23 protein-coding genes and 1 pseudogene are annotated in these 22940 nt (G+C 60.7%); 14 read left to right on the top strand and 10 right to left on the bottom strand.

From position 1 onward, the window contains the following. Nucleotides 1–1221 (top strand): MFS transporter, encoded by a 1221-nt coding sequence (locus GC121_RS08240; RefSeq protein ID WP_151973805.1) that lies wholly within the window; start codon nt 1–3, stop codon nt 1219–1221. Between the two features lie 6 nt (nt 1222–1227). Here the strand turns inward: GC121_RS08240 and GC121_RS08235 are convergent, their stop codons facing one another. The 9 genes from GC121_RS08235 to GC121_RS08195 form a co-directional block, all read right to left on the bottom strand. Then, nucleotides 1228–2682, bottom strand: coding sequence for a pyruvate carboxylase (locus GC121_RS08235; protein WP_151973803.1), 1455 nt, complete (start codon nt 2680–2682; stop codon nt 1228–1230). A gap of 39 nt (nt 2683–2721) precedes the next feature. Further along, nucleotides 2722–3198 (bottom strand): biotin/lipoyl-containing protein, encoded by a 477-nt coding sequence (locus GC121_RS08230; RefSeq protein WP_151973801.1) that lies wholly within the window; start codon nt 3196–3198, stop codon nt 2722–2724. Between the two features lie 6 nt (nt 3199–3204). Continuing rightward, a complete protein-coding gene (locus GC121_RS08225) occupies nt 3205–4332 on the bottom strand; it encodes an acyl-CoA dehydrogenase family protein (protein ID WP_151973799.1) in 1128 nt (375 codons plus the stop codon). 13 nt (nt 4333–4345) lie between these two features. Next, nucleotides 4346–5536, bottom strand: coding sequence for an acyl-CoA dehydrogenase family protein (locus GC121_RS08220; RefSeq protein ID WP_151973797.1), 1191 nt, complete (start codon nt 5534–5536; stop codon nt 4346–4348). 18 nt (nt 5537–5554) lie between these two features. Next, entirely contained in the window at nt 5555–6370 is an 816-nt protein-coding gene (locus tag GC121_RS08215) for an enoyl-CoA hydratase/isomerase family protein (protein WP_151973796.1), read from the bottom strand. Next, a complete protein-coding gene (locus GC121_RS08210) occupies nt 6367–7218 on the bottom strand; it encodes an N-acyl homoserine lactonase family protein (protein ID WP_151973794.1) in 852 nt (283 codons plus the stop codon). The genes GC121_RS08215 and GC121_RS08210 overlap by 4 nt, the downstream gene beginning before the upstream one ends. After that, nucleotides 7215–8030 carry an OB-fold domain-containing protein gene (locus GC121_RS08205; RefSeq protein ID WP_234421166.1) on the bottom strand — a complete coding sequence of 272 codons (816 nt, stop codon included), beginning with the start codon at nt 8028–8030 and terminating at the stop codon, nt 7215–7217. Before GC121_RS08205 ends, GC121_RS08210 begins: the two co-directional genes overlap by 4 nt. 123 nt (nt 8031–8153) lie before the next feature. Next, nucleotides 8154–9179 carry a propanoyl-CoA acyltransferase gene (locus GC121_RS08200; RefSeq protein WP_234421165.1) on the bottom strand — a complete coding sequence of 342 codons (1026 nt, stop codon included), beginning with the start codon at nt 9177–9179 and terminating at the stop codon, nt 8154–8156. A gap of 130 nt (nt 9180–9309) precedes the next feature. Beyond that, entirely contained in the window at nt 9310–10398 is a 1089-nt protein-coding gene (locus GC121_RS08195) for a 3-ketoacyl-CoA thiolase (protein WP_151973788.1), read from the bottom strand. 256 nt (nt 10399–10654) lie between these two features. Here GC121_RS08195 and GC121_RS08190 point away from each other — a divergent pair, with 256 nt between their 5' ends. Genes GC121_RS08190 through GC121_RS08165 form a run of 6 tightly spaced genes read left to right on the top strand, consistent with a single transcriptional unit; the run spans nt 10655 to nt 16750 of the window. Continuing rightward, the gene (locus GC121_RS08190) at nt 10655–11719 is read left to right on the top strand and encodes an amidohydrolase (RefSeq protein ID WP_151973787.1); all 1065 of its coding nucleotides are present in this window, start codon (nt 10655–10657) and stop codon (nt 11717–11719) included. Continuing rightward, entirely contained in the window at nt 11712–13217 is a 1506-nt protein-coding gene (locus tag GC121_RS08185) for a class I adenylate-forming enzyme family protein (protein WP_151973785.1), read from the top strand. Before GC121_RS08190 ends, GC121_RS08185 begins: the two co-directional genes overlap by 8 nt. 2 nt (nt 13218–13219) lie before the next feature. After that, a complete protein-coding gene (locus GC121_RS08180) occupies nt 13220–14110 on the top strand; it encodes an alpha/beta fold hydrolase (protein ID WP_199857804.1) in 891 nt (296 codons plus the stop codon). Continuing rightward, nucleotides 14103–15308: a thiolase family protein gene (locus GC121_RS08175; protein ID WP_151973781.1), complete on the top strand. Its 1206-nt coding sequence runs from the start codon at nt 14103–14105 to the stop codon at nt 15306–15308. The genes GC121_RS08180 and GC121_RS08175 overlap by 8 nt, the downstream gene beginning before the upstream one ends. 11 nt (nt 15309–15319) lie before the next feature. After that, nucleotides 15320–15808 (top strand): 2,4'-dihydroxyacetophenone dioxygenase family protein, encoded by a 489-nt coding sequence (locus GC121_RS08170; RefSeq protein WP_151973779.1) that lies wholly within the window; start codon nt 15320–15322, stop codon nt 15806–15808. Nucleotides 15809–15838: 30 nt separating this feature from the next. Next, nucleotides 15839–16750 carry an SDR family NAD(P)-dependent oxidoreductase gene (locus GC121_RS08165; RefSeq protein ID WP_199857803.1) on the top strand — a complete coding sequence of 304 codons (912 nt, stop codon included), beginning with the start codon at nt 15839–15841 and terminating at the stop codon, nt 16748–16750. A gap of 20 nt (nt 16751–16770) precedes the next feature. Here GC121_RS08165 and GC121_RS08160 read toward each other — a convergent pair whose 3' ends face one another. After that, a complete protein-coding gene (locus tag GC121_RS08160; protein WP_151973775.1) occupies nt 16771–17445 on the bottom strand; it encodes a TetR/AcrR family transcriptional regulator in 675 nt (224 codons plus the stop codon). 158 nt (nt 17446–17603) lie between these two features. Between GC121_RS08160 and GC121_RS08155 the strand changes: the two genes are divergently transcribed. The 7 genes and pseudogenes from GC121_RS08155 (at nt 17604) to GC121_RS08125 (ending at nt 22861) form a co-directional block, all read left to right on the top strand. Beyond that, complete coding sequence (locus tag GC121_RS08155; protein ID WP_151973773.1) at nt 17604–18692, top strand: LLM class flavin-dependent oxidoreductase; 1089 nt, start codon at nt 17604–17606, stop codon at nt 18690–18692. Between the two features lie 192 nt (nt 18693–18884). After that, nucleotides 18885–19178, top strand: coding sequence for a hypothetical protein (locus GC121_RS08150; protein WP_151973771.1), 294 nt, complete (start codon nt 18885–18887; stop codon nt 19176–19178). 75 nt (nt 19179–19253) lie between these two features. Beyond that, a pseudogene (locus tag GC121_RS08145) lies at nt 19254–20011 on the top strand (IS5 family transposase). A gap of 88 nt (nt 20012–20099) precedes the next feature. Further along, nucleotides 20100–20327 carry a hypothetical protein gene (locus GC121_RS08140; protein ID WP_151973769.1) on the top strand — a complete coding sequence of 76 codons (228 nt, stop codon included), beginning with the start codon at nt 20100–20102 and terminating at the stop codon, nt 20325–20327. Nucleotides 20328–20484: 157 nt separating this feature from the next. Next, nucleotides 20485–20799, top strand: coding sequence for a DUF3489 domain-containing protein (locus GC121_RS08135; protein ID WP_151973767.1), 315 nt, complete (start codon nt 20485–20487; stop codon nt 20797–20799). After that, nucleotides 20796–21212, top strand: coding sequence for a DUF2924 domain-containing protein (locus tag GC121_RS08130; RefSeq protein ID WP_151973765.1), 417 nt, complete (start codon nt 20796–20798; stop codon nt 21210–21212). The genes GC121_RS08135 and GC121_RS08130 overlap by 4 nt, the downstream gene beginning before the upstream one ends. Then, nucleotides 21209–22861: a recombinase family protein gene (locus tag GC121_RS08125; protein WP_151973763.1), complete on the top strand. Its 1653-nt coding sequence runs from the start codon at nt 21209–21211 to the stop codon at nt 22859–22861. The genes GC121_RS08130 and GC121_RS08125 overlap by 4 nt, the downstream gene beginning before the upstream one ends. Nucleotides 22862–22940: the final 79 nt, after the last annotated feature.

The following is a 22940-nucleotide window of genomic DNA, read 5'->3' as shown; positions in this document are numbered from 1 at the left end:
ATGCCTGCGTCGGCACGCGGGGAATGGGGGCGCAATTGGCCGCTAGTCATTCTGACCGCTCTGGCTCTGACCAGTTCCCCTGCCACGCTGCCGGTCTATTCGATCGGGGTCCTTACGGAACCGCTGCAGGCGGAATTCGGCTGGAGCCGTGCGACCATACAGGCGGCGATCACCTTCAGCACCGGGCTTGGGCTATTCGGCGGGCCGCTTGGAGGCTGGATGATCGAAAGGTTTGGCGTCAGGAAATCCATCCTTGGCGGTATCGTCGGCTTGAGTGCGTCCGTGCTGGCCTGCGCTGCGATGACCGGCAGCGCGTGGCAACTCTACCTGTTCTACGCAGCAATGGCCCTGCTGGGCGCTGGTGCCGGAGCGGTTAGCTGGACCTTCCTGATCGCAGACAGGTTCATCAGGAGCCGCGGACTGGCTCTCGGCGTGGCCTTGTCCGGGACGGGTCTGGCAGCAGTCGTCGCACCCAGGGTTGCCACCGCAGGGCTGGCGTGGGGAGGATGGCAAGGAGCCTATCTCTTCCTGGCCGGATACGGTGTGCTGATGATCCTGCCCCTGTGCCTGCTGGGTCTGCCGCGCAGGCGGGGGCAACCAGAGGCGCAGAACCTGCCCGAGGTGGCCGCGCCGCGCTTGGGGCTGACGCTGGGCGAAGCCGTGCGCGGTTATCGCTTCTGGCTGATCGGCGTGGCGACGTTCTGCATCTATGTTGCCGTTGGAGGCCTCATTCCGAACATGGTACCCGCCCTTACTGACAGCGGTCTTTCCCAGAGTGAAGCCGTTTCTATCATGGGTTTTTTCGGGCTGTCGATCATTGCCGGAAGGATCCTCGTCGGCTTTCTGGTCGATATCTACTGGGCGCCGCTTGTTGCCGCAGCCGTATTGATACCGGCGGCTATTGCCTGCTTCATGATCCAGCAACCGATGGGCTTCCTCGCCTATGCCACCGCCGCGATGGTGATTGGCATGGCCACTGGCATGGAATTCGACATGCTGGGCTTTCTTGCGGCACGCTACCTGGGGCTGGCCTATTTCGCCCGCATCTACGGCAGGCTCTACATCTTCGTGGCGCTCGGCGCGGGGCTCGCGCCGCCGGCATTCGGCTTCGCCTACGACACCTTCGGCAACTATGCTTGGCCGCTGACCATTTCGGCAGGCCTGCTCGTGCTAGGGGCGACCTGTTTCCTTGCGCTCGGACGTTATCCGACCGAGGAGTAATTCAGCCTATCGGCGCAGCGATATATCCAGCCCGGCAGTCTTGACTTCTACGACCGGAGACTTGGCAATTCGCATTAGCTTACGCGCCTGTTCTAGTTCGGGCGAGGACAGCAGCGGATAGTCCCGTCGTACCGGCCCGGCCGCGCGCATCTTGTCGATATCGGCTTGCGGAACCGTGGCGCGATAGATGAGTTCATCAAGGTCTTCGGTCCCATACTGCTTTTTGAGCTCGTCGAGATCGGGGTCCGGCGGAGGATTGTCGAGGACTTCCTTGGCGCGCGGAGCGTTCATGATGCGATCCATCACATCAGGATCGACCGGGGCCACGGTTTCCCCATAGAAACCTGCAGCATACTGTACAACTTCATCGGGCACCGTGCCGTAGCGCTCACCGGTAACGATGTTGAGCACCGCCTGGATGCCGACCAGCTGGCTGAACGGTGTCGCCATTCCGGGATAGCCAAGGTCGCGCCGGACGGCGGCGACTTCATCCAGTACGTCAGACAGGCGATCCATCATATTGTGCTGCGCCAGCTGCGCCTTGAAGGTGCCCATCATCCCGCCGGGGATCTGGTGCTCTTCGGAAAAGGCATCGTATTCCGCAAACTGGTCGACGAGGAACCCGGCCGACTTGCCGACAGCGCGGAAATGGTCGGCCACTGGCTGGAACAGGCTCTTGTCGAGCGAGTGGGTGTGCCCCTTCAGCTCCATGTTGCGGGCCGTGATTTCGGTCGACGGCACCGAAGGGCCGTTCGCCATTGGCTTGCTGGCCGTATGCAAGACGCTCACCCCCAGGTCAACGGCATCGCAGTAGGCCTTGCCCGACAGACCCAACAGGTTGTTGGCGTGGAATTCGATCGGCTTGCCTTTGGCCTGTGCCACCAACTTGGGCAGCAGGCCTTCGAGCCGTTCCTTCTCCAGCACACCGGCCGTGTCGTAGAGCAGGATGGAATCGATATCGGGGCTGCTGGCGAGCTGGCGAACCTTGTCGGCGAAGTAATCGTTGGTGTGGACCGGCGAGAGCGCGAACATGATCGCGCCGGCCACCTTGGCATCTGATTCCTTGGCCACTTTTGCCAGGCGCAGCATGTTGTCCATGCCGAACAACACGTCGTAGATCCAGAACGAGCGGATACCATGGGCACACAGACGGCGCACCCACAAGTCCATAAGCGCGCGCGGGCTGACGCTGAAAGTGACATTGGCATTGGCACGAAGGCCCGCGCGCAAAGGGGTCTCGGGCATGGCTTCGACCAGCAGGTCAAGCCCTTCCCAATAGTTCTCCTGGCAATAGCGGGTCAGCACGTCGAGCATGCCGCCGCCGGTCAGGTCGATGGTGGAGAAGCCCGTCTGGTCAAGCAGCGGTGCGACCGGCAAAGCCATGCCTGCCCGCATCCGCAAGCCCCACAGGCTTTGCTGACCATCCCGCATGGTCTCGTCCAGAAATTCTACATGGGCCATTGTCAGTTCCTCTCGCCGACAGCCGTGTCGACCGGCATTCTATTCAAGTTCGATATACATCAGCGGCTGGCCGCCCTCGACGAGTTCGGCATCGGCGGCGGCGATGTGGCGAATTGTGCCTGTCTGGTCCGCGCGTACCGAGGTGAACAGCTTCATCACCTCGATCAGGCACAGCTCTGCGCCACTTGCCACCTTCTGCCCCACTTCTACAAACGCGGGAGAACCGGGCTTTGGCGAGCGGTAGAAGGTGCCAAGATTAGGGGCTTTCACGACCGCCCAAGCGGGGTCAATGTCGCCGGACGTTGCTTGCAGAGGCGCGGATGGCTCTGCCGTCGCCAGCTTTTCCTCCGCGATTGGCGCTGCCTGGCGAGCAGCTGCGCGCTCACCGGGAACTTCGCCCGGCGTTTGCGAAAGGTTGACAATCAGGTTGTCGCTGACGACGCGCAGACTCTTCCAGCCACCCTCTTCCATCAGGCCGGTCAGGATCTCCAGATCTCGCAGAAACTTTTCGTCCATGGCCGGTCAGGCTGCGTCTCGATGCGCCGCGTTCTCGACTTCACGCGCGGCGAGGGCCTCGGTCACCACGCGATCGTAATGCCATGCGCGGCTGCCCACCGCATGTTCGATCACCTGAGCCCTGCGCAAATAGCGGTGCAGGCCGAGTTCCCAGGTGAACCCCATGCCGCCGTGCACCTGGATCGCGTCATTGCATGCATTGCAGCCGATTTCTCCGCAATAGGCCTTGGCCGCAGAGGCCGCGCCGGACCGATCCTCGGAATTCTCCGAACACGCCCAGAAGGCATAGTGCGATGTTGCCTTGCCAGCTTCGACGGCGACCGCAAGATCGGCGCAACGATGCTTAATCGCCTGAAATGAACCGATGGGCTTGCCAAATTGTTCGCGCTGTGAGGCAAAGGCGACGCTGCGCCTTAGCATGACTTCGGCAATCCCCATGGCCATCCCGGAGTGGACCGTTGCACCCAGGTCAACGAGCGTGTCCAAGGCGTCGATCGAGGCCCTGGCGAGTTGCTGTCCAGCAGCGACGGCGACATTGTCGAACACGACGCGGCACAGACCAGCGGAGGGATCAATATCCGAGTGAGCCGTGATTGTCACACCCGCTGCATCGGTTGGCACCAGAACAAGCACAGGTGCGCTTTCAGTCCGAGCAATGACCAGCAACTCTTGCGCCACATCGGCGCCCGCTACAGCGATCTTCTTGCCTGACAGCTTGCCATCGAGCAGGCGACACTCGGCAAAGAACGGGTCTTTGCCCCGGCCCAGTTCGGCAGAGGCAATTGCAATCGCGGTTTCCCCGATGGCGATTTCCGGCAGCAGCTTCGCGCGTTGGTCTGACGATCCGAGCCGTTTGATTGCCTCGGTCGCCACGAGGGTGGAGGCGATCAGAGGAGACGCGAGACCCGAACCCAGCGCTTCGATGGAGGGTGCAAGGTCCACGAAGGCCAGGCCGACGCCGTCATGCTCTTCAGGCACGAGCAGGGAAAACAGACCAAGCTCGGCCAGCGCGCCCCAAACCTCCGCCTCACTATCGCGAGACGGGTCGGGCGCAGTCAGCGCAGCAAAGTCGGCAAGGACTTGCCCAACGGTCTCGCCAAGGCTGGTCTGCTCTTCATTGAACAGGAAATTCATCTGGAAGTCCTTCCTACCTCGGCAGGCCGAGCATACGCTCACCGATTATGTTGCGCTGGATTTCCGACGAACCGGAATAGATCGAGAATGCCTTGGATTGCAGGTAGCTGGTCTGGAAACGACCACTGGCTTTGGCATCTTCATCACCCTCGGCCAACACGGCAGTGGGACCAAGAATGTCCAGCGCTGCTTCGTTCATGCGCTGCGCTGCATGGCTCCAATAGAGCTTGATGACCGAAGCATCCGGTCCGCGCTCGTCGCCTGCATGGATGCGGCTGAAACTCTTGAGAGCGACGAGCCGCATTGCTTCGATTTCCACGATCGACCGGCCCAGTTTCTGGCGGACGATGGGGTCGTCGGACAAGACGCCGTTCGCGGTCGGCTCTGCCGAGCAAACTTCGAGCAGCTTTTCCATTTCCTGCTTGAAGCGCACCTGGCGACCAAGGCAGTCTTCTGGGCCACGCTCGTAGGCGAGAGTTGTCATGGCTATACGCCAGCCATCATTCTCTTCACCAACGAGGTTCTCGACAGGCACTTCGACATCTTCGAAGAATGTCTCGTTGAATTCGGACTCGCCAGAGATCTGGCGCAGCGGCCGGATTAAGATTCCCGGACTTTTCATGTCGATCAGCAGGAAGCTGAGCCCCTTGTGCTTGGGCGCGTCTACATCGGTCCGCACCAGCGCAAAGCACCATTGCGAGTATTGTGCGTAGCTCGTCCAGATCTTCTGACCGTTGACGATGTATTTGTCGCCGTGGCGCACTGCCTTGGTGCGGACCGAAGCCAGGTCAGAACCCGCGTTGGGTTCGGAAAAACCCTGGCACCAGATCTCGTCATTGGCGATTATCGGCGGCAGAAAGCGATCCTTCTGCGCTTGGGTACCGTGATGCAGGATGGTGGTCCCGGCAAGGTTGTGGCCGATTATGTTGAGGCTTTCCGGCGCCTTGGCACGCGCCATTTCCTCGGCGAAGATGCCACGTTCAACCAGTGTCGCGCCCCGACCGCCGTACTCGACGGGCCAGTTGATTCCGGACCAGCCGCCCGAACTCAGCTTCTTGTCCCAATCCCTGCGAAAGAGATAGCGCTCTTCCTCGTCTTCCGGTTCGAAGACCGTGTCGCCCCAACCAGCGGGAAGGGCGGAAGCCAGCCAGTCGCGCAGTTCAAAGCGGAACTTGCGCTCTTCATCTGTGTAATTGAAGTCCACACCAAATCTCCCGTACGCTCAGCGCCATGTCTCGTTGTCTGTTTGCGCGGGGCCGCCCTTGAACTCTGGCTTGCGTTTTTCGCGGAACGCCGTGACCCCTTCCATGTAGTCCGGAGACACGAACGCCGCAGTCTGGGCATAGGCCTCGAATTCCACCATCTGGTCGAATGTCGAATAGTCCGACTTGTTGATGAGAGTCTTCATCATCCCGACTGCAGTCGGCGCGTTGCGAGCGATAGCTAAAGCCGTTTCGCGCGCTGCAGAAAGCAGTTCGTCGTGCGGTACAACCTTCTGCACCAAACCCATCTCTAGTGCTTCGTTCGCATCAACCTTGCGGGCGGTAAAGACCAACTCCTTGGCCCGAGCCCTTCCGACTGCGCGCTGCAGAAAGAACAGTCCGCCGAGATCGGCAACAAGGCCGACCCGCGCAAAGGCCTGCGTGAAGCTCGCATTCTCGCTGGCGTAGGCGAAATCGCAGGCCAGAGGGATATTGGCGCCCGCCCCGGCTGCTGCGCCGTTTACCGCCGCGATAACCGGTTTCTCCATTTCGTAGAGAGGCCGCAGCACGTTGGTGAGGATCCAGCGGTGACGTGCACTCAATTGCAGTGGCGTCAGGTCCGTTCGCCGGTTCTTGAGATCGGCTCCGGCACAGAAGCCCCGGCCCGCACCCGTAAGGATCACGCAGGCGACTTCGGGATTGGTGCGCAATTGCGGCAACAATTCCGCTAGCTCGCCATAAAGACCGTCAGTCGTTGCGTTAAGCGCGTCGGGCCGGTTCAACGTAACCGTCGCAATACGGTCCTCGATCTCAAGCAGAACATTTTCCATTTTCATGACTGTCCTTTGGCCAATTCTTCAGTTTCGCGATCAGGGGGAACGCCGGCCAGGTCGCCGTCATTGCTTTCGGGAATTTCCCACCAGTCGTCCGGAATGCGGACCGGGATGCGAAAGTCGTGCGCCGGGATCACGATGTCGGATTCGGATTGCACGCGGCGCATCGCTGCTTGCCAGTCGCGCTCGCTTTCGCTGCGGATGTTGCCCGTCAGGTAAGCATCGGCAAGCGAACGCTGAGGCCGCTTGGTCGCGCGTGCATCGGCCGGAAACCAGTAGCGATAATGATCGCCAAGATCCGAAGCGATGGCCACGTCACCTTTCGCCGTCGTCAGGATCGGCACCTGCATTCCCGGCGTGTGGCTTGGCACCTTGAGGATACGAAAGCCGGGAAACAGTTGGCAGTCGCCGTCCAGCGTGCGAATCTGCTGCTGGCGGCGGCGCGCCACCAGGTTTTCGATCGTAGTGTTCCAGTAGAAGATGCGCTGCGACGGCACCGGATCGGTGGCATGGGCCAGCTCAGCGCGCTGGATAACGACGCAGGCATCAGGGAACAGGTCGAGATTGTCGGCGTGATCGAAATGACCGTGGGTCAGCACGATATGGTCGATATCCGACGGCGCAAGACCCTCGGCTGCCAGCGCCCTGGTCAGATATGCGTGGCCGCCGCCCCAGCCTTCGACCTTGAGCCGCTTGTTGACCATGGCGATGTCGGTCATGCCAGTGTCGACCAGCACGTTGTGCTCGCCGTCGCGGGCCAGCCAGCAATGTATCGGGTCGCGCTGTATCGCCCCGTCGTGCGGCAGGTAGATTTCGCCTATGCGCAGCGACGTAACGGTCCAGTTGCTCACTCGTCGATAACCTCGAAACGCTCGATGTCGGCCATCGAGCCCTTGCGCTCGCCTTGGGTCCAGATCGCCCGTACGCGCGTGCCGGGGCCGATGTTCTTTTTGGCATATTCCACGTCGTCGATCTCGATGAAGTGGATCAGGCGTGTCGAGGCACCGTCAAGCACGATCTCGGCATAGACATAGGGCGGCTTCAGGGTCTGCCCGATGAATTCCATGTTGATGATCGAGCAGCCGCGGATCGTGCCGGTGTCGGCGCAAGTCTTCCACGTACCGGTCGGCTTGTGCGTGATGTCATCGATTTCGCGCGGCGGCAGCAGGGCATCGTCGTTGCTGGACCCGCGAACACCCATGACCCGGCCAAAGCCTTTGATCTCGTCGAACATGCGCCCGTAATACGGGCCATAGGCATGCTCATATTGCAGCGCCATCGAATAGGGGAGCGAACCGATAGCCTCCTCGACCTCATCGAGTGCGCGCACTGTTCCCACCTCTGCATCGGGCGCAAGCACGAAGCCCTTGATCGCCAGGATGGACTGCTCGACGCCGTCCTCCCACTCGGCCTTTACCCGGGCGCCGATCTTCACATTGTCAAGTTGATCGAGGATACGATGGGGAAACTGATTGCTGCATCCATCAAGACGGATGAAGGCAATGATATTGCCGTCCACTCGCGTAAAGGCAGTGATCTCGCCAGTCTGCGGTGCTTCGACAAAGTTTGTCATCGGCTCGCCATCGCTCGCGGAGAAGTCCTGCGCAGGCGCAACTATATCGCCATTCGCCATGCGCGACCCGACAATCCGCTTGTTCTTCATTTCGGCAAGGAACGTGCCAGCCGCGCGGCCTGGCGTAAGCGTATAGGGAAGACTGATTTCCGCGTGAAAGGTGGGCATGTCCAAAGGCATCGATTCAGGTGCTGAAAACATCTTCGCTCTCCCTTATGCGCTCAGCACGGCACAGCCGCGCAGATTGGCCCAGCCGCCGCCGGACTGCACCAGAGCCAACTTGGCATCTTTGATCTGGTGACTCTCGTTGCGCCCCATGACTTGGGTTGCAGCTTCAATCAAGCGAACCACCCCGACAGCACCGATAGGATTAGCCCCCATGCAGCCGCCTGACGGGTTGACCGGAATGTCGCCATCAAGATCGGTGGCACCCGAGGCAACGAGGTCTGCGGCTTCACCGGGCGGGCAGAGGCCCAGGCTCTCGTAATAATTGAGCTCGAAGCAGGAGTAGGGCTCTTGCACCTCCACCACGTCGAACTGGCGACGCGGGTTGGTAATGCCGGCGGCCCGATAGACTTTCTTTGCCGCAATCGCGAGCGGTTCCGAGATCATCAGCGAGCGCTCGGGCGCATTGTCCGCCTCGCAGCAATAGGCCATGCCCTTGATGATGGCGGGCCGCTGCGTGGATTTGGCCGCAAGTTTCTCGTTCGAGAGCACAATGGCGGCCGCGCCGTCCGAGATCGGCGGCACGTCAAGCAGCTTGATCGGCCAGCACAGTGGCTTGGAATTGAGCACGTCCTCGACGGTCACTTCCTTTTTCATATGCGCATAGGGATTGGCGATGGAATTGCGCCGGTTCTTGACCGAAACCATTGCTGCGGCTTCCTCGGTATGACCAAGGACATCCATCCGGGCACGCCAGTATGCTGCGGAAAAGCCCATGATCCCGACTGCGAACTCCCGGCCCCAGAAGGGATCGTAGAGCGTCGAAATCGAATATTGCAGTGGCCCTTCGGACAATTTGTCATAAGCCACCACCAGCGTGCGCCCGGCATAGCCGCCCGCCACCTGATAATAGCCTGCCAGTGCGCCGGCGAATCCGGCGCCGCCGCCACTGGTGACGCGCACGATCGGCTTGCCTTGTGCGCCAATCGCATTCGCCACCCAAAGTTCGGGATGGTTTACTGCGCCGAACAGGACGGGACCGGTGGCGACCACTATCGTGTCGATATCGCCCATTTCCATGTTCGCGTCAGCCAGCGCCCGGTCGACCGCTTCACGGACGAGACCTGCCTGGCTTACATCTGTACGCCGGCGGGCATGATGCGTCTGGCCCACCCCGACGATTGCTACATGATGACCCATGTTCCTAAACCTCCAGCGTCATGACGCAATTGTTCTGCATGCCCACGCCTTGCGTGCCGTGCACCAAGGCGCGCGACGGAGAGCCGCCGTCGTAGAGCTGCGGTTCGCGCAATTGCCGCACCGCTTCGACGGCCCGGCACAGGCCGGTTGCCATGATCGGATCGGCGGGCAGCGCACCGCCGGAGCGATTCACAGCCGCCTTGCCTTCATCGAGACCGAGTATTTCGATCGCCAGCATCTCGCCAACCACGGACGGAGCCGACAATTCCACGATGTCGGCCTCTTTGGCAGACCAGCCCGCAGCCCGTGCAGCCATGGCGGCCGCCGCTTCAAGCGAAGTGAGTTTCAGCGGATCGCGGTCAGCATAGGCGTGGCTATCGGTGCCACTGCCCATTCCGGTGATGAAGACGGGATTGTTGCCTGCGCGGCGAGCCGAGGCTTCGTCGACGATCAGCATGGCAATCGCGCCGTCAACCGGACGCGACATCATCAATTGCGTCAATGGCAAGGCACTTTCACTGGATGCGAGCACGGCTTCGGCATCGGGCAGGTCGTCAATCTGGACCCGGGCGTTCGCCTTAGCATCCGCCCACCGGCGCGCCGCAAACTCAGCAAGGTCACGCACCGAACGACCGCGGTCCGCCAGATAGCGCTGGGCCTGGATGCCTGCCGCAGCCCGTTGGGAGAAACCGACCGGGCGCTGGTAGAACGGCTCCACTTGGGAAGCCCAATAGTTTTCCACCATCGATTCCGATGGCTTGGAGTAAGCAACGATCAGGCCGACCGACGACGCACCCGAGCGGATCTTGTTGACGCCGTATTGCAGCGCCCAGATGCCGTCCGCCTCCACACGGGCCTCTTCTTTGTGATGCGCACCCAGAGCGCCAAGGAAACCGCAGTTGGAAATCGAGCGGCCGTCGAGCACGTCGCTGCCAGAGTCGATCACGAAATCTACATCGTCGATCGAAAAGCCGGTTCCCTTGAACACCGACCTAACCACCGCCGAAATCAGGTCGATATGCTGCGCCTCACCCCAGACGGGTCGCAATTCGGTCTGGGCGGTCCCGACGATCGCCACTTTTCCAAGCGCCATTGAGCACTCCTGTCATCTTCCGGCATCTAACTTCAGGACGGTAGGCAAGGCACCATACCGCGGCCGGCTCGGCAATGTTGTTATGGACGTGGAATTGTCCGGTCAAGTTTTTTCGACGTTTTTTCGGTTTTTGTTGATTGGATCGATTTTGCGGTATAGTGCATACAAATAAGGCAGTTCAGTCCTAGGCGATTTGTTCGCCTGCTGATCGGAGTCGGAAAAACCCGAAAGAACATCGGGAGAGGAGGATCTGGGTTTGGGCCTCGATGTCACCGGCCAATACCGTTATCCGCCACCCGATCCGGAGTGGCTCGCGCTTTCACGTGAGAGCGTGCTCGAACCCGAATTACCTATTGTCGATACTCACCATCACCTGTGGGAGCAACACGACGAACCATACTTACTTCAAGCCTTCGAGGAAGATCTGCGCGACGGGCACAATGTGGTCGCCAGTGTCTGCGTCGAGGCGCATTACGGTTATCGCACCGAAGGACCGGATTCCCTTGCACCTGTCGGCGAGACCGAGAAAATCATGGCAATGCGCAGTGCTGCTCGCCAGAACTCTGCGCCGATTCTGGTGGCCGAGGGCATCGTGGCGAAAGCCGATTTGTCGCTCGGCGAGGCTGTTGACGAGGTTCTCGACGCCCACGAGGCATTGGCGGGCGAAGCCCTGGTAGGCATCCGCCACAGCGTTTCGAGGGATGAGAATTTCCCCGATGGCATCGTGTTGCGTCCCGGTCCGGCAGCACTTCTTGGCGATCCAGACTACCGCAAGGGCCTTTCCCGCCTAGCAACGCGAGGCCTGACATATGACGCAATGCTTTATCACCAGCAGTTACCGGAACTGACAGCAATGGCTCGCGCCACGCCCGATTTGCAGATCGTGCTCGATCATATCGGCTCGATTATCGGCGTCGGACCCTATGAACTGTGTGAGGAAGAAGTGCGCAAGGCCTGGGCACTGGACATGCAAGACCTCGCCCAATGCCCGAACGTGTCCGTCAAGATCGGCGGCTTCGGCATGATCATCGGCGGCGCGAAGTGGCATCTGGCCGAATCTCCGCCATCTTCGGAAAGGCTCGCCAACGCCTGGCGCCCCTATGTCGAGACCTGCATCGATCTGTTCGGGCCGCAGCGCTGCATGTTCGAGAGCAACTTCCCGGTCGACAAGGCGATGTACTCCTATCGCACGCTCTGGAACGCCTTCAAGCGACTGGCACAGCAGTACAGCATGGACGAGAAGGAAGCTCTTTTTCTCGGCTCGGCACGGCAAGCCTACCGCCTGGGTGAGGTTACCGCTCCGGTGTCGGCAGATGGCTAATCGCGCGGCCCACCTGTTTCGGCGCGCCGAAGAAATGGCCGACAAGCCCGCAATCATTTTCGGACAGGAAAGCCTGACTTTCGGGGAACTGGCTTCGCGTGTCCGGGCGATGGCGGCGGCGCTGGCAAACCTCGGGATCGGCAAGGGTGCGCGAGTAGGCATCTACTTGCCCTCGTCCCCGGATATCGTGGTCGTTCAGCAGGCCCTCTTTGTCCTCGGCGCAACGGTCACGCCCTTGAATGTCATGTATCGTACCGGCGAGATCGCCCACGCAATCGCATGCTGTGAACTCCACTTCATCCTCACCGATGATGCGCTTGGCGCACCCATTGCCTGTGAGGCTGAACGGCTGGACTGTCGGGCTTTCTCGATCGACGACGAAGTGCTCCAGGCTTTGAATAAACTGAACGCGCCGGGGCAGCCAGCCGAGGTTTCTCCTGCCGATCCCGCCATGCTCCTGCTCACCAGCGCAACCACTGGCAAGGCAAAAGGCGTGATCCTCAGCGCAGCGAACCTTGCCGCAAATTACGACGCGACGCCCAACTGGCTGGGCCTGTCCAGCGAAGACACGATCCTGTGTGCGCTGCCACTCTACAACACCTTCGGCCTGAATCAGGGCATCAATGCCATGCTGGTGACGGGGGCAACGATGATCCTGCTTCCGCGGTTCGACGTGGAGCAGGTAATCGCCGCGATAAGTCATCATGCATGCACATTCCTGCCTGCCGTTCCCACGATGCTCCAACGCATCTTCGACCACCCTGAAGCTTCGGATGGATCACTGCGCTCATTGCGCCGGATCATGACGGGTGGCGCGCCCGTGCCAGGGGCATTGTTGGCTCGCATTCTCGAAAAGGCTCCCGAGGTCGAAGTCTTGACAGGATACGGCCTGACAGAAGCCACCGCGCTCGTGACACTTGCCAAGGTCGAACTCGGGCAAGACGGCGAATTGCTGCACGGCCGCACGATCGGCCGCGTACTTGACGGCATGCGCCTGGCCATTCGCGACGACCGGGGGCAGGACTGTGCCGCGGGATACTCCGGCGAAATAGTCGTCCAAGGTCCGAACGTGATGCAAGGTTATCACAAGGCACCGGACGATACGGCATCTGTCTTGCGCGATGGATGGCTTCACACTGGAGACATCGGTTACCTTGATGCAGATGGCTATGCCTTCATTGTCGATCGCAAGAAGGACGTGATCATACGCGGTGGGCAGAATATCTACCCGATTGAAATTGAAGACGTTCTTTATCGCTGTAGCAATGTCGCCGAAGCCGCGGTGATTGCCGGCGATGACGAGGATCTTGGCGAAGTACCGGTTGCCTTCGTCGCCCCGACTGCCGGTTGCCGGATCGACACGAATGAACTTGCGGAATGCTGCCGGGCAGAACTGGCGCACTACAAACGTCCAGCAGCAATCCACGTGCTCGACGAATTGCCCAAAGGGCCCACCGGCAAGATCCTGCGGCGCGCCTTGCGCGAAATGGCCTTATAACGATGATGCGACCCGAAAGCCGCTTTGTCAGACCGGGTGAAATCCGCTTGCATGTCACCACATGGGGGGACGAAAACGCGCCGCCGGTGCTGCTGGTGCACGGCCTGTGGGATCACAATCGCAGCTGGGATTGGATCGCGGCGAAGCTTGCCCAGTCCCATTACGTCATCGCCCCCGATTTGCGCGGCCATGGTGATAGTCAGTGGGCAGGACCGGATGGCTACACGCTCGGCGCCTATGTTCTGGACCTCGCTGACCTGATCGACGCGATGGAGTTGGATGACCTGCTGCTCGTCGGTCATTCGCTTGGCGGTGCACTGGGCCTCCGGCTTGCGGCCGCATACCCGGACCGCATTGCGGCGCTGTTCGGGATAGAATGCGTCACTCTGCCGATCCAGCGCGACGAAATGGCCGCACCCACACCCTATCCGAGCCGGTTGCGCGAATGGATCGAAAAGCGTCGCGAGAAGCGATCGACCGCGCGTACCCGGTTCGCAAATGAAGAAGAAGCACGGCAGCGCCTCGCCAGCAATCATCCCAGCCTTGATGCGGACACCATCAAACGGCTCGTCGTCTACGGCCTGCGCGAACTTCCCGACGGCGGCTACGCCTGGAAGTTCGATCCCTTGGTGCGGGGCCGCCCGCCCGAAGACCAGAGGGCCTACGACCTTCGCGACGTACTCGCAGGCGTCGCCTGCCCTACCCTCCTCGTCTACGGCGACAGCGCCAAGCGCCCCGCCCCCGGCCCGGACCTGCTTGCCCTGATGCGCGACGTACGGCTGGAAATCATGCCGGGCGGCTCACACTCGCTGCATCACCAAATGCGCGATGCATTACTCGACCTTCTCACTCCATTTCTCGAACAACACTCCCGAAAGGCCTGCCATGCGTGAAGCTGCAATCGTCTCAACCGCACGTACGGGCGTCGCCCGCGCTTTCAAGGGCGCCCTCAACGACACCGATGCTCCCGAATTCACCGGCCATGTGATGAAGGCAGCGATCGAACGGGCGGGCATCGATCCTGAACGCATCGACGACGTTCTCATCGGCGTGGGAACACAATACGGCACGCAAGGCAGCAATCTTGCCCGCACAGCCATTTTTGCGGCAGGTCTGCCGATTTCGCTCCCAGGGACGACGCTTGACCGCAAATGCGGCTCCGGCCTCACCACCCTCGCCTTCGGCGCGCGCGGCATTATGGCGAATGATATGGATGTCGCGCTGACGGGCGGAGCGGAAAGCATTACGCATACGCGCAACAACCACATGCCAACCTATCGGGCTCAGCCGCAGGCGGTCACCGATCGGCAGCCGCACGCCTACATGGCGATGATCGAAACTGCCGAGATCGTGGCGGACAAATATGGAATCAGTCGTGAAGAGCAGGATGCCATCGCCGCAATCAGCCACCAGCGCGCGGCGGCCGCGACCGAGGCAGGAAGATTGGGCGAGGAAATCGCGCCGATGACTGTTATCCAGAACATCATCGCAAAGGACGGCAGCGTGGCTGGCCACGAAGAGGTCACGCTAGCGGCCGACGAGGGAATCCGCGCAGAAACGACAGCAGAGAAGCTGGCGGGACTGAAGCCTGTCTGGAAGGACGGGCAGGTCGTCAAGCAAGGTCAACACGTGACCGCTGGCAACGCCAGCCAGCTTTCTGACGGCGCGGCTGCCCAGGTCCTGATGGAACGCAGCCTGGCGGAAGCCGAAGGCAAGGACATTCTCGGCATCTTCCGCGGCTTCCAGTCAGCCGGTTGTGCGCCGGAGGAGATGGGCATCGGCCCGGTCTTCGCCATTCCCAAGCTGCTCCATCGCGCGGGGCTGAAGGTGGAGGATATCGGCCTGTGGGAAATCAACGAGGCTTTTGCCAGCCAGTACCTTTATTGCCGCGACAAGCTCGGCATCGATCCGGAGAAGATCAACGTCAACGGGGGCGCGATTGCACTTGGCCATCCGTTCGGGATGACAGGTGCGCGCCTAACTGGCAGCATATTGCTGGAAGCGCGTCGCCGCGGTGTTCGTTACGCCGTGGTGTCCATGTGTGTCGCGGGCGGCATGGGTTCGGCTGGTCTCTTTGAAATCCCCGGCTGAGCGAAATCAGCATGAGAAATCCGCTGGAAGTCAGCCCGTTCAGTCCAGCTGAATTGCTCGCCGAGGCAAGCAGCCGCGACGAACGCGAATGGATTCCGGCGAGCATCGAAGGCGTGTGGCTTCGGCCGCTGCTGTTCGATACGGTTGCCGGAGCCTGGGCGAATGTGACGCGGATCGCGCGTGAAGGTTTCATCAGTCGGCACGCCCACCCTTGCCCCGTCCACGCCTATGTCCTGTCCGGATCGTGGAAATATGCGGAGCGCGACTGGACGGCTAAAGCAGGTGCCTACCTGTTTGAGCCTCCAGGCGACATTCACACGCTGATCGGCCTGCCCGGCGGATCGGAGACGCTTTTCTGGATTGGCGGCGCTCTGATCGAGCTGGATGAAGAAGGTCGTACGCTCGGGCATTCGGACGTCTTCACCCGGATCGAGCAGGCTGCCGATCACTTCGCCGCAGCAGGACTTGGGCGCGACTACGTGAAGCAATTCATCAGATGAGCAGAATTCGACAAGGAGAGGGAAATGACAATGCGGTTTGACGACGACGTCGTGATTGTAACCGGCGCGGGACAAGGTCTTGGCCGGGAATATGCACTCGCCTTCGCCGCGCGCGGAGCAAGCGTCGTGGTCAACGACATCGATCCGGACGTGGCGGGGAAAGTGGTAGCAGAAATCGAAGACGCCGGCGGCAAGGCTGTCGCCGACACCAATTCTGTCGCCGAGCGTGAGGGCGCGCGAGCGATCGTGGCCACTGCTACCGAGCAGTTCGGAAAGCTTACAGTGCTGGTCAACAATGCTGGGATCATAAACTTCGCCGCGATTCCCGACATTAGCGAGGACGATTGGCGGACAATGCAATCGGTGACGCTGGACGGCGCGTTTCACATGTGCGCCGCGGCTTGGCCGCACATGGTCAAGAATGGTTACGGCAGGATCGTCAACACCACCTCGAACGCGGGGTTCGCCGGAAATGAAACGCTGGGTGCCTACGGGGCGGCAAAACTTGCGGTAGCCGGGCTGACCAAATGTGCGGCGCAGGATGCGATCAGCACCGGTATCACGGTCAACGCCGTTGCCCCCATGGCCGTTACCCGGATGAACCGCGACGCCTTCTTTGGGGGCAAGGAGTCCGAAGGCGAAGACTGGCGCGAGGATATTGCACAAGGGAAGGTCCCGATGGGGCCGCCCTCCATCGTGGCACCCACCGTCCTGTGGCTCGCGCATCGCGACACCCAGATCAACGGCGAGATCTTTTCCAGTTCATCTGGCAAGGTGGCAAGGGTCGGGTTCGTCGTCGGCGAGGGCTATTTCAACCCGGACCACTCGCCCGAGGACCTGGCAAAGCACGAAGCGCAAATCCGCGAGCTAGGCGAATACCTCGATCCGAAATCGACTGGAGAGGAACTGCTCGTCATCCCACCGCTTTTTGTAAAGGGCTGACGCAGGCGAGCGGCTCAGCGTCACCTGCCCGCGCTGTTGGCGCCACGGGGCAGGACGGCGATTGCTTGAACCATCATGTCTAGCAATTCGTCGTACCAGCGCTCCACGGGTATAGCGTAGCGAGACGGGTTTGCTGCAAATTCGACCATGCCGAGCAGGAACATGGTTCCGACACACTCAAGCCTGCGTGTAGGAAGATCTGGGCCAAGCACAGCGAGCCGCCTGTCGAGCAGGTCCATTGCCTCGCGCATGGCCGATGTAGCCGGGCTTGCCCGGTCGACCGGATGATCCACGCCGCGCGGCCTGTGCGTCGTCAGGTAAGCCGCGTGGCAGCGCATGTAGGAAATGTTTCCGTTCTCGGCGTACATCCGGAAATTTGGCTCGAACAGAACACGCAGGATCTGGCGCAGGTCCCCTGTCAATCCGTGCTCCCTGGTCTCTTCCAGAATGGCGAGGCGTTGTGGTTGCAGCTGCTCTTCACGGTATTCGAAAACGGCGTAGAGAAGGCCCTCCAAGTCGCCGAAATGGTACTGTACCGAGCCTGCGAATTTCTGGCCGGCCGCCTCACAGATCATGCGCATGGTCACGCCATCAATCCCCTTTTCCGCGAACAGCCGCTCGGCTTCGAGAATCAGGCGCTCGCGAGTCTCAATTTGCGGTTCGGCTTTGGGTTTCGAGAGGGTTTTTGTCGACATCTGCTGGGCGTGCTCCACAACGGCTCAGCTGTCAAGGATAGGACATGTGTAATATATATTGCACATAATCGGCGGAATCCAACACCAATCAATTGACACGTTCGCTATATAATATAACAGGTGTGCTAATCAGGTGAAAATGACCGATGGAGGATGTCATGGAAGTAGGAATGTTTCAGACCCCTTTTTTGCCGCCCGAGCGCACACCGGCGGAGGTGTTCGACTGGGCCGTCAACCAGGCGATCGTTGCCGATAAGGTGGGCTTTTCGGAATACTGGGTAGGCGAACACGTCACTCTGAACTGGGAAGCCATTCCCAGCCCGGAACTGGTGGTCGCGGCGGCCGCGCGCGAAACAACGCGAATCAAGCTCGGCCCGCTCGCCCACCTGCTGCCCTACTATCACCCCGCAACACTCGCAGCGCAGGCCGCCTGGCTGAGCCAGATCCTGAAGGGCCGCTACCAAATGGGCGTGGCACCTGGTGCCTATCCCACCGACGCCAAATTGCGCGGGCTCAACGACATGAAGCAGAACCATAGGATGATGCAGGAGTCGGTCCAGATTATGGAAATGCTGTGGAAGGGCGAGCCGTTCGAATATCAGGGCGAGTTCTGGAGCGCGGCCCTGCCCGAAGGCGACGAAGCTCACCCGATCCGCGACCAAACGCCTTGGGGCGGCTCCATGCCTATGGCCATGACCGGCCTTAGCCCCAATTCGCCGTCGATTCGCTATGCCGGTGCCCACGGCTACTCGCCCGCATCAGTCTATTCGAGCAATTCGGCGCTGCTTGACCACTTCAAGGTCTATCGCGAAGCTGCCGCCGAAGCCGGTCGCCACGGCGACCGCTCGATGCACCGCGTGGTCCGTGACATCTTCATTGCTGACACGGATGCCGAAGCGCGCAAGCTCGCGCTTGAAGGCGGCATGGGACGTGCGTGGAAGGAATACCTGCTGCCCACCTATCATTCTTTCGGGCTGGCCGAAGCGATGACCGAAGGAACCGGCTATGCGGTCTCCGACGTGACACCGGAATTCCTGGCTGACCACTTCTGGATCGTCGGTTCAGTAGAAACCGTTCGCGAGAAGTTCGAGAGTTGGATGGACAAACTCGGCGGCGGCTTCGGCACGCTCCTGACCTATAGCTACGACTACATCGACAATCCCACGCCGTGGGAAGAATCGATGGCACGGCTGGCGCAGGATGTTGTCCCGAACCTGCCAGCTGGCGCACTCGAAGCAGCGGAGTAAAGCCATGACCGATGCCGCGATCGCCCAACCGGAAGCGGCGATCAGGCCTGCGGGCCTGCCAGACGGCCGGGTAGTGTACTTCAGGTATACAATCCGTACCATGGCGGACATAACCTGCATGAAGCTTGGACCCAGCTAAGGGATTCCACGCACTATGCCATCGTCTGGACGCCGCACAATGAAGGACATTGGATGGCACTCTCGCCGGAACTGATCTGCGAAGTCTATTCCGATTCCTCGCGCTTTTCGAGCCGGGTCGTGCAGGTGCCGAAGTCGACTGCAGGGGAGGCTTATATCGACCTGCTGCCACTGTCTCTCTATCCGCCGATCCACCGCCCTTATCGCAAGGTGCTGAACAACAAACTCTATCGTTCGACGATCAAGCCGTTCGAACCGAAGCGGCGAAAGCTCACCGCAGAATGGATCGACGGCTTATTCGCCAACGGACGCTGCGATTTCGTTCATGAATGCGTAGAGCAACTTTAGGGTCCGGACCCATAAACGGGCTTCACAAGGGCGTCATCATGTGATTCATCTGCTTCCAGCGAGGAGGCGGTTTGAATGGCGGATTTCTTCTGGTTTTCAGATGATCGGTGGGCGCGGATTGAACCGTTGCTACCGACCGACACGCGGGGCATGCCGAGGGTCGAGGACCGGCGCGTGCTCTCGGGGATTGTCCACGCTCTGAAGAGCGGCGGTCGCTGGGGCGATTGCCCGGAGCATGTCTACGGGCCGAAGAAGACGCTCTACAACCGCTTCCGGCGCTGGGCCGAACGCGGCGTGTGGGAACGGATCTTCACCTAACTCGCCGGGGTCGATGGCGTCCCGGGCAGGCTGTTCATCGACAGTAGCTGCATCAAGGTCCATCACACCGCTGGAGGCGCAAAAGAGGGGCCTTGGCTCATGGTATCGGCATCAGCAAAGGCGGACGCAACACCAAGCTCCATGCCGTCTGCGACGAGAAAGGCCGCCTCCACGTCCTCCTGCTGACGCCCGGCAATACGCATGATGCCAAGGTCGTCATGCTGGCGATCAATGCCGTGCTGCCAGCAGAGTACCTCGTTGCCGACAAGGGCTATGACAGCAACGCATTGCGCTCCGGGCTGATCGAGCGCGGCACCATGCCGGTCATCCCCGCCAAGTCCAACCGCAAGATGCACATCGAGCACGACCGGCAAATATACCGACAGCGCAACGTCGTCGAACGCATGTTCTGCCGCTTCAAGGACTGGCGCCGCGTCCCAACTCGCTTCGACCGCAACATCAAGACCGTCATAGCCACCATCGCCATCGCCGCCTACGGCACATGGTGGCTCTAATGAGTCCGGACCCTAGACTAGGGCGCGAAGCAGCCAACGCTAGAAAGCTGCGTCTCGACTTCAGCGCGGGTTAGGCCATGTGCAGGTCATGCCGACTCTTGAATCAGACCTGCACAACGAACTGATCGCTGCACTTGTTCTCAAATTCGGCAGGCTCGTTGAGGATGCAGCGCCCGGTCTCGCACGCGAGTGGCCCAGCCATCCAGGGATGCAGCAGCAACGCCTGACCGAGCTTTCGGAGCTGGCAGCGGCGCTTGGTGCCCTTGCTGCGGCTGCATCCACCCTGCACCGGCTGCAATCGACAAAATCAGGCTGAGAGGGCCACATTCCATTCGACTTCCAAGCAAAGTCAGGGATTGGTGTCATCACTGAATTGTTCCGCTCAGGCGGTGTAGCCCCCCGGCGAGTTCGAACTCGCGGGGCTTGCGGTGGTGGGAACAGCATGTCGCTGCTCCTGAGAAGGAGAACCACCGATGACAAAGACAACCAACAATAAGCCCAAGCGCCGCTATGCCCGCACGCAAAAACCGGCACAGGAAGTAGGGACAGAGCCCACTTCGACCATTGAGGCGGATACACCGCGGCGCGAGACCAAAATCGGCAAGGTCATTACCATGCTTGGCCGCGAGGAAGGGGCCACGCTCGACCAGATCGTGGCGGCAACCGGATGGCAAGCCCACACGGCGCGCGCTGCAATGACCGGCCTCAAGAAGAAGGGCCACACGATCGTGCGCGAAGCGGTGGACGGTATCTCACACTACCGCATCAGCGCGGCCACTAAGGCATGACCATGCTCGATGAGCAGCTTGCTGCGCTTGAGAAGCTCGGCAAGTCTGAGCTTGGTGACCGGTGGGCAAAGCTCACCGGTCAACCACCCCCCAATGTCAGCGCAGCCCTGCTGCGCCTTGCGGTCGGATATGAGCTGCAGGCAAGGACGCTGGGTAAGCTGTCGCGTAAGACGAGCAAGGCGCTTGAGGCTGGTACGAGCAGCAAGGCGACCACTCGCGGCATCCGGCCCGGCATGCGGCTGGCGCGCGAGCATGGTGGCAAGGTCCATGTGGTCACCATCGGTGATGCGGGCGAGATCATCTGGAATAGCCGGCAGTGGAACTCTCTGAGCGAGGTCGCCCGAGCGATCACCGGCACGCGCTGGTCAGGCCCTGCCTTCTTCGGGTTGCGACAAACGGCCAAGGCAGCGTGAAGAAGGTCCGCTGCGCCATCTACACCCGCAAGTCGAGCGAGGAGGGTCTGGAGCAGGACTTCAACTCGCTCCATGCGCAGCGCGAAGCGTGCGAGGCCTACATCAGAAGTCAGGCATCCGAGGGCTGGTCGCTGATCGACACAAGCTTTGATGATGGCGGCCTGTCTGGCGGGACCATGCAGCGCCCTGCCCTGCAGCGCCTGCTGGACGATATCCGCGCTGGCAAGATCGACATTGTGGTCGTCTACAAGGTTGATCGGCTGACCCGTTCACTTCTCGACTTCGCGAAGCTGGTCGAGACCATGGACAAGGCCGAGGTCAGCTTTGTCTCGGTAACCCAATCGTTCAACACCACCACCAGCATGGGACGGTTGACGCTCAATATGCTGCTATCGTTCGCGCAGTTCGAACGCGAGGTGACCGCCGAACGGATCCGCGACAAGATCGCAGCTTCCAAAGCCAGAGGCATGTGGATGGGCGGGATACCACCGCTGGGCTACGAACCTGATGGACGATCGCTGCGCATTGTCGAAGATCACGCTGCAATCATCCGTGACCTGTTCGAACGCTATCGGGGGCTCGGTAATGTTCGACTGGTGTTTGAACAGCTGGCAAACGAACAGGCCAAGGTCCCACGGCGCACTCTGAGCACAGGCAAGATCATCGGCGGCGGCAGCTTTACCCGTGGACAGATCTACAAGATCCTCTCCAACCCGATCTATGTCGGCGAGATCCACCACGCTGGCAAAGCCTACAAGGGTCAGCACGATCCCATCATCGAGCGCGAGCTGTGGATCGCCGTTCAGTGCAAGCTTGGGGAGAACAGGCAAGGCGAGCAGCGCGCAGCGACGATCCGGTCACCCAGCTTGCTCGCCGGAAAGGTGTTCGACCAGAACGGCGAGCCGTTGGTCGCCAGCCATGCCTGCAAGGGCAAGGTGCGCTATCGCTATTATGTCAGCATGTCGCTCCAGCACGATGGAGAGAGCACGAAGGATAGCTGGAGGATCCCTGCCAGGGAACTCGAAGGAACGGTCATCGAGCGATTGGCAAGCGAGCTTCAGCAGCCGCTTGGATTGATCGACGAGATGGGTGTTGACCTCACCGCCAACAGCTTCTTGACGCTCACACACAAAGCTGAGGATCTGATCTCGCGCATTCGCAGGAAGAGGGTGTCATCGATTCGTCCGCTTATTGAGCGCGTGCAGGTCTCACTCGAGAGGCTGACTATAACGCTTGATGCAGCCGAGCTTTGCTCCGAGCTGGGCATCCCTGCCACCATGGCTACTCGCAACCCTGAGCTCGTGGTCCACGTCAGTCTCAAGCGAACAGGCATGGCACTCCAACTCGTTCACTCCAACGGGCGTAGTGATAACCGGCTGGTCGATACCACGCTCCTGCAACTCATCCAGCAGGGCAGAACCTGGTGGGACGAAATCGTATCGAGCCGAAAGTCGGTCGCCCAGTTCGCGCGCGACAATAATGTCACCGCCTCCTACGTCACCCGTATTGTCAGGCTCGCATTTCTCTCTCCTCGTGTCATCGAAGCCATCACCGCAGGCACGCAGCCGGTGTCGATAACTGCCGACCGGCTCCGCCGCATCGAGCTCCCAGCAAGCTGGTCCGATCAGCACGAGATATTCGGCCTCTAAGCCATCAACCAAACTCACATCCCGTACTGCCGAAATGGCGAGCAGAGAAACTCTCCATTCTGGCGCGCAACGATGGTTT

The organism is Erythrobacter sp. EC-HK427 (assembly GCF_902498745.1).
Lineage (GTDB): Bacteria > Pseudomonadota > Alphaproteobacteria > Sphingomonadales > Sphingomonadaceae > Alteraurantiacibacter.
This window is presented reverse-complemented; position numbering and strand designations above follow the sequence as displayed.

Bases quoted from the DNA above. Each gene is read 5' to 3' on its own strand.
- GC121_RS08160 (WP_151973775.1), bottom strand. From the start codon at position 17,445: ATGTCGACAAAAACCCTCTCGAAACCCAAAGCCGAACCGCAAATTGAG.
- GC121_RS08150 (WP_151973771.1), top strand. From the start codon at position 18,885: ATGGCACTCTCGCCGGAACTGATCTGCGAAGTCTATTCCGATTCCTCG.
- GC121_RS08155 (WP_151973773.1), top strand. From the start codon at position 17,604: ATGGAAGTAGGAATGTTTCAGACCCCTTTTTTGCCGCCCGAGCGCACA.
- GC121_RS08185 (WP_151973785.1), top strand. From the start codon at position 11,712: ATGGCTAATCGCGCGGCCCACCTGTTTCGGCGCGCCGAAGAAATGGCC.
- GC121_RS08230 (WP_151973801.1), bottom strand. From the start codon at position 3,198: ATGGACGAAAAGTTTCTGCGAGATCTGGAGATCCTGACCGGCCTGATG.
- GC121_RS08170 (WP_151973779.1), top strand. From the start codon at position 15,320: ATGAGAAATCCGCTGGAAGTCAGCCCGTTCAGTCCAGCTGAATTGCTC.
- GC121_RS08225 (WP_151973799.1), bottom strand. From the start codon at position 4,332: ATGAATTTCCTGTTCAATGAAGAGCAGACCAGCCTTGGCGAGACCGTT.
- GC121_RS08130 (WP_151973765.1), top strand. From the start codon at position 20,796: ATGACCATGCTCGATGAGCAGCTTGCTGCGCTTGAGAAGCTCGGCAAG.
- GC121_RS08135 (WP_151973767.1), top strand. From the start codon at position 20,485: ATGACAAAGACAACCAACAATAAGCCCAAGCGCCGCTATGCCCGCACG.
- GC121_RS08240 (WP_151973805.1), top strand. From the start codon at position 1: ATGCCTGCGTCGGCACGCGGGGAATGGGGGCGCAATTGGCCGCTAGTC.
- GC121_RS08180 (WP_199857804.1), top strand. From the start codon at position 13,220: ATGATGCGACCCGAAAGCCGCTTTGTCAGACCGGGTGAAATCCGCTTG.
- GC121_RS08205 (WP_234421166.1), bottom strand. From the start codon at position 8,030: ATGAAGAACAAGCGGATTGTCGGGTCGCGCATGGCGAATGGCGATATA.
- GC121_RS08235 (WP_151973803.1), bottom strand. From the start codon at position 2,682: ATGGCCCATGTAGAATTTCTGGACGAGACCATGCGGGATGGTCAGCAA.
- GC121_RS08215 (WP_151973796.1), bottom strand. From the start codon at position 6,370: ATGAAAATGGAAAATGTTCTGCTTGAGATCGAGGACCGTATTGCGACG.
- GC121_RS08175 (WP_151973781.1), top strand. From the start codon at position 14,103: ATGCGTGAAGCTGCAATCGTCTCAACCGCACGTACGGGCGTCGCCCGC.
- GC121_RS08140 (WP_151973769.1), top strand. From the start codon at position 20,100: ATGCCGACTCTTGAATCAGACCTGCACAACGAACTGATCGCTGCACTT.
- GC121_RS08165 (WP_199857803.1), top strand. From the start codon at position 15,839: ATGCGGTTTGACGACGACGTCGTGATTGTAACCGGCGCGGGACAAGGT.
- GC121_RS08200 (WP_234421165.1), bottom strand. From the start codon at position 9,179: ATGGGCGATATCGACACGATAGTGGTCGCCACCGGTCCCGTCCTGTTC.
- GC121_RS08195 (WP_151973788.1), bottom strand. From the start codon at position 10,398: ATGGCGCTTGGAAAAGTGGCGATCGTCGGGACCGCCCAGACCGAATTG.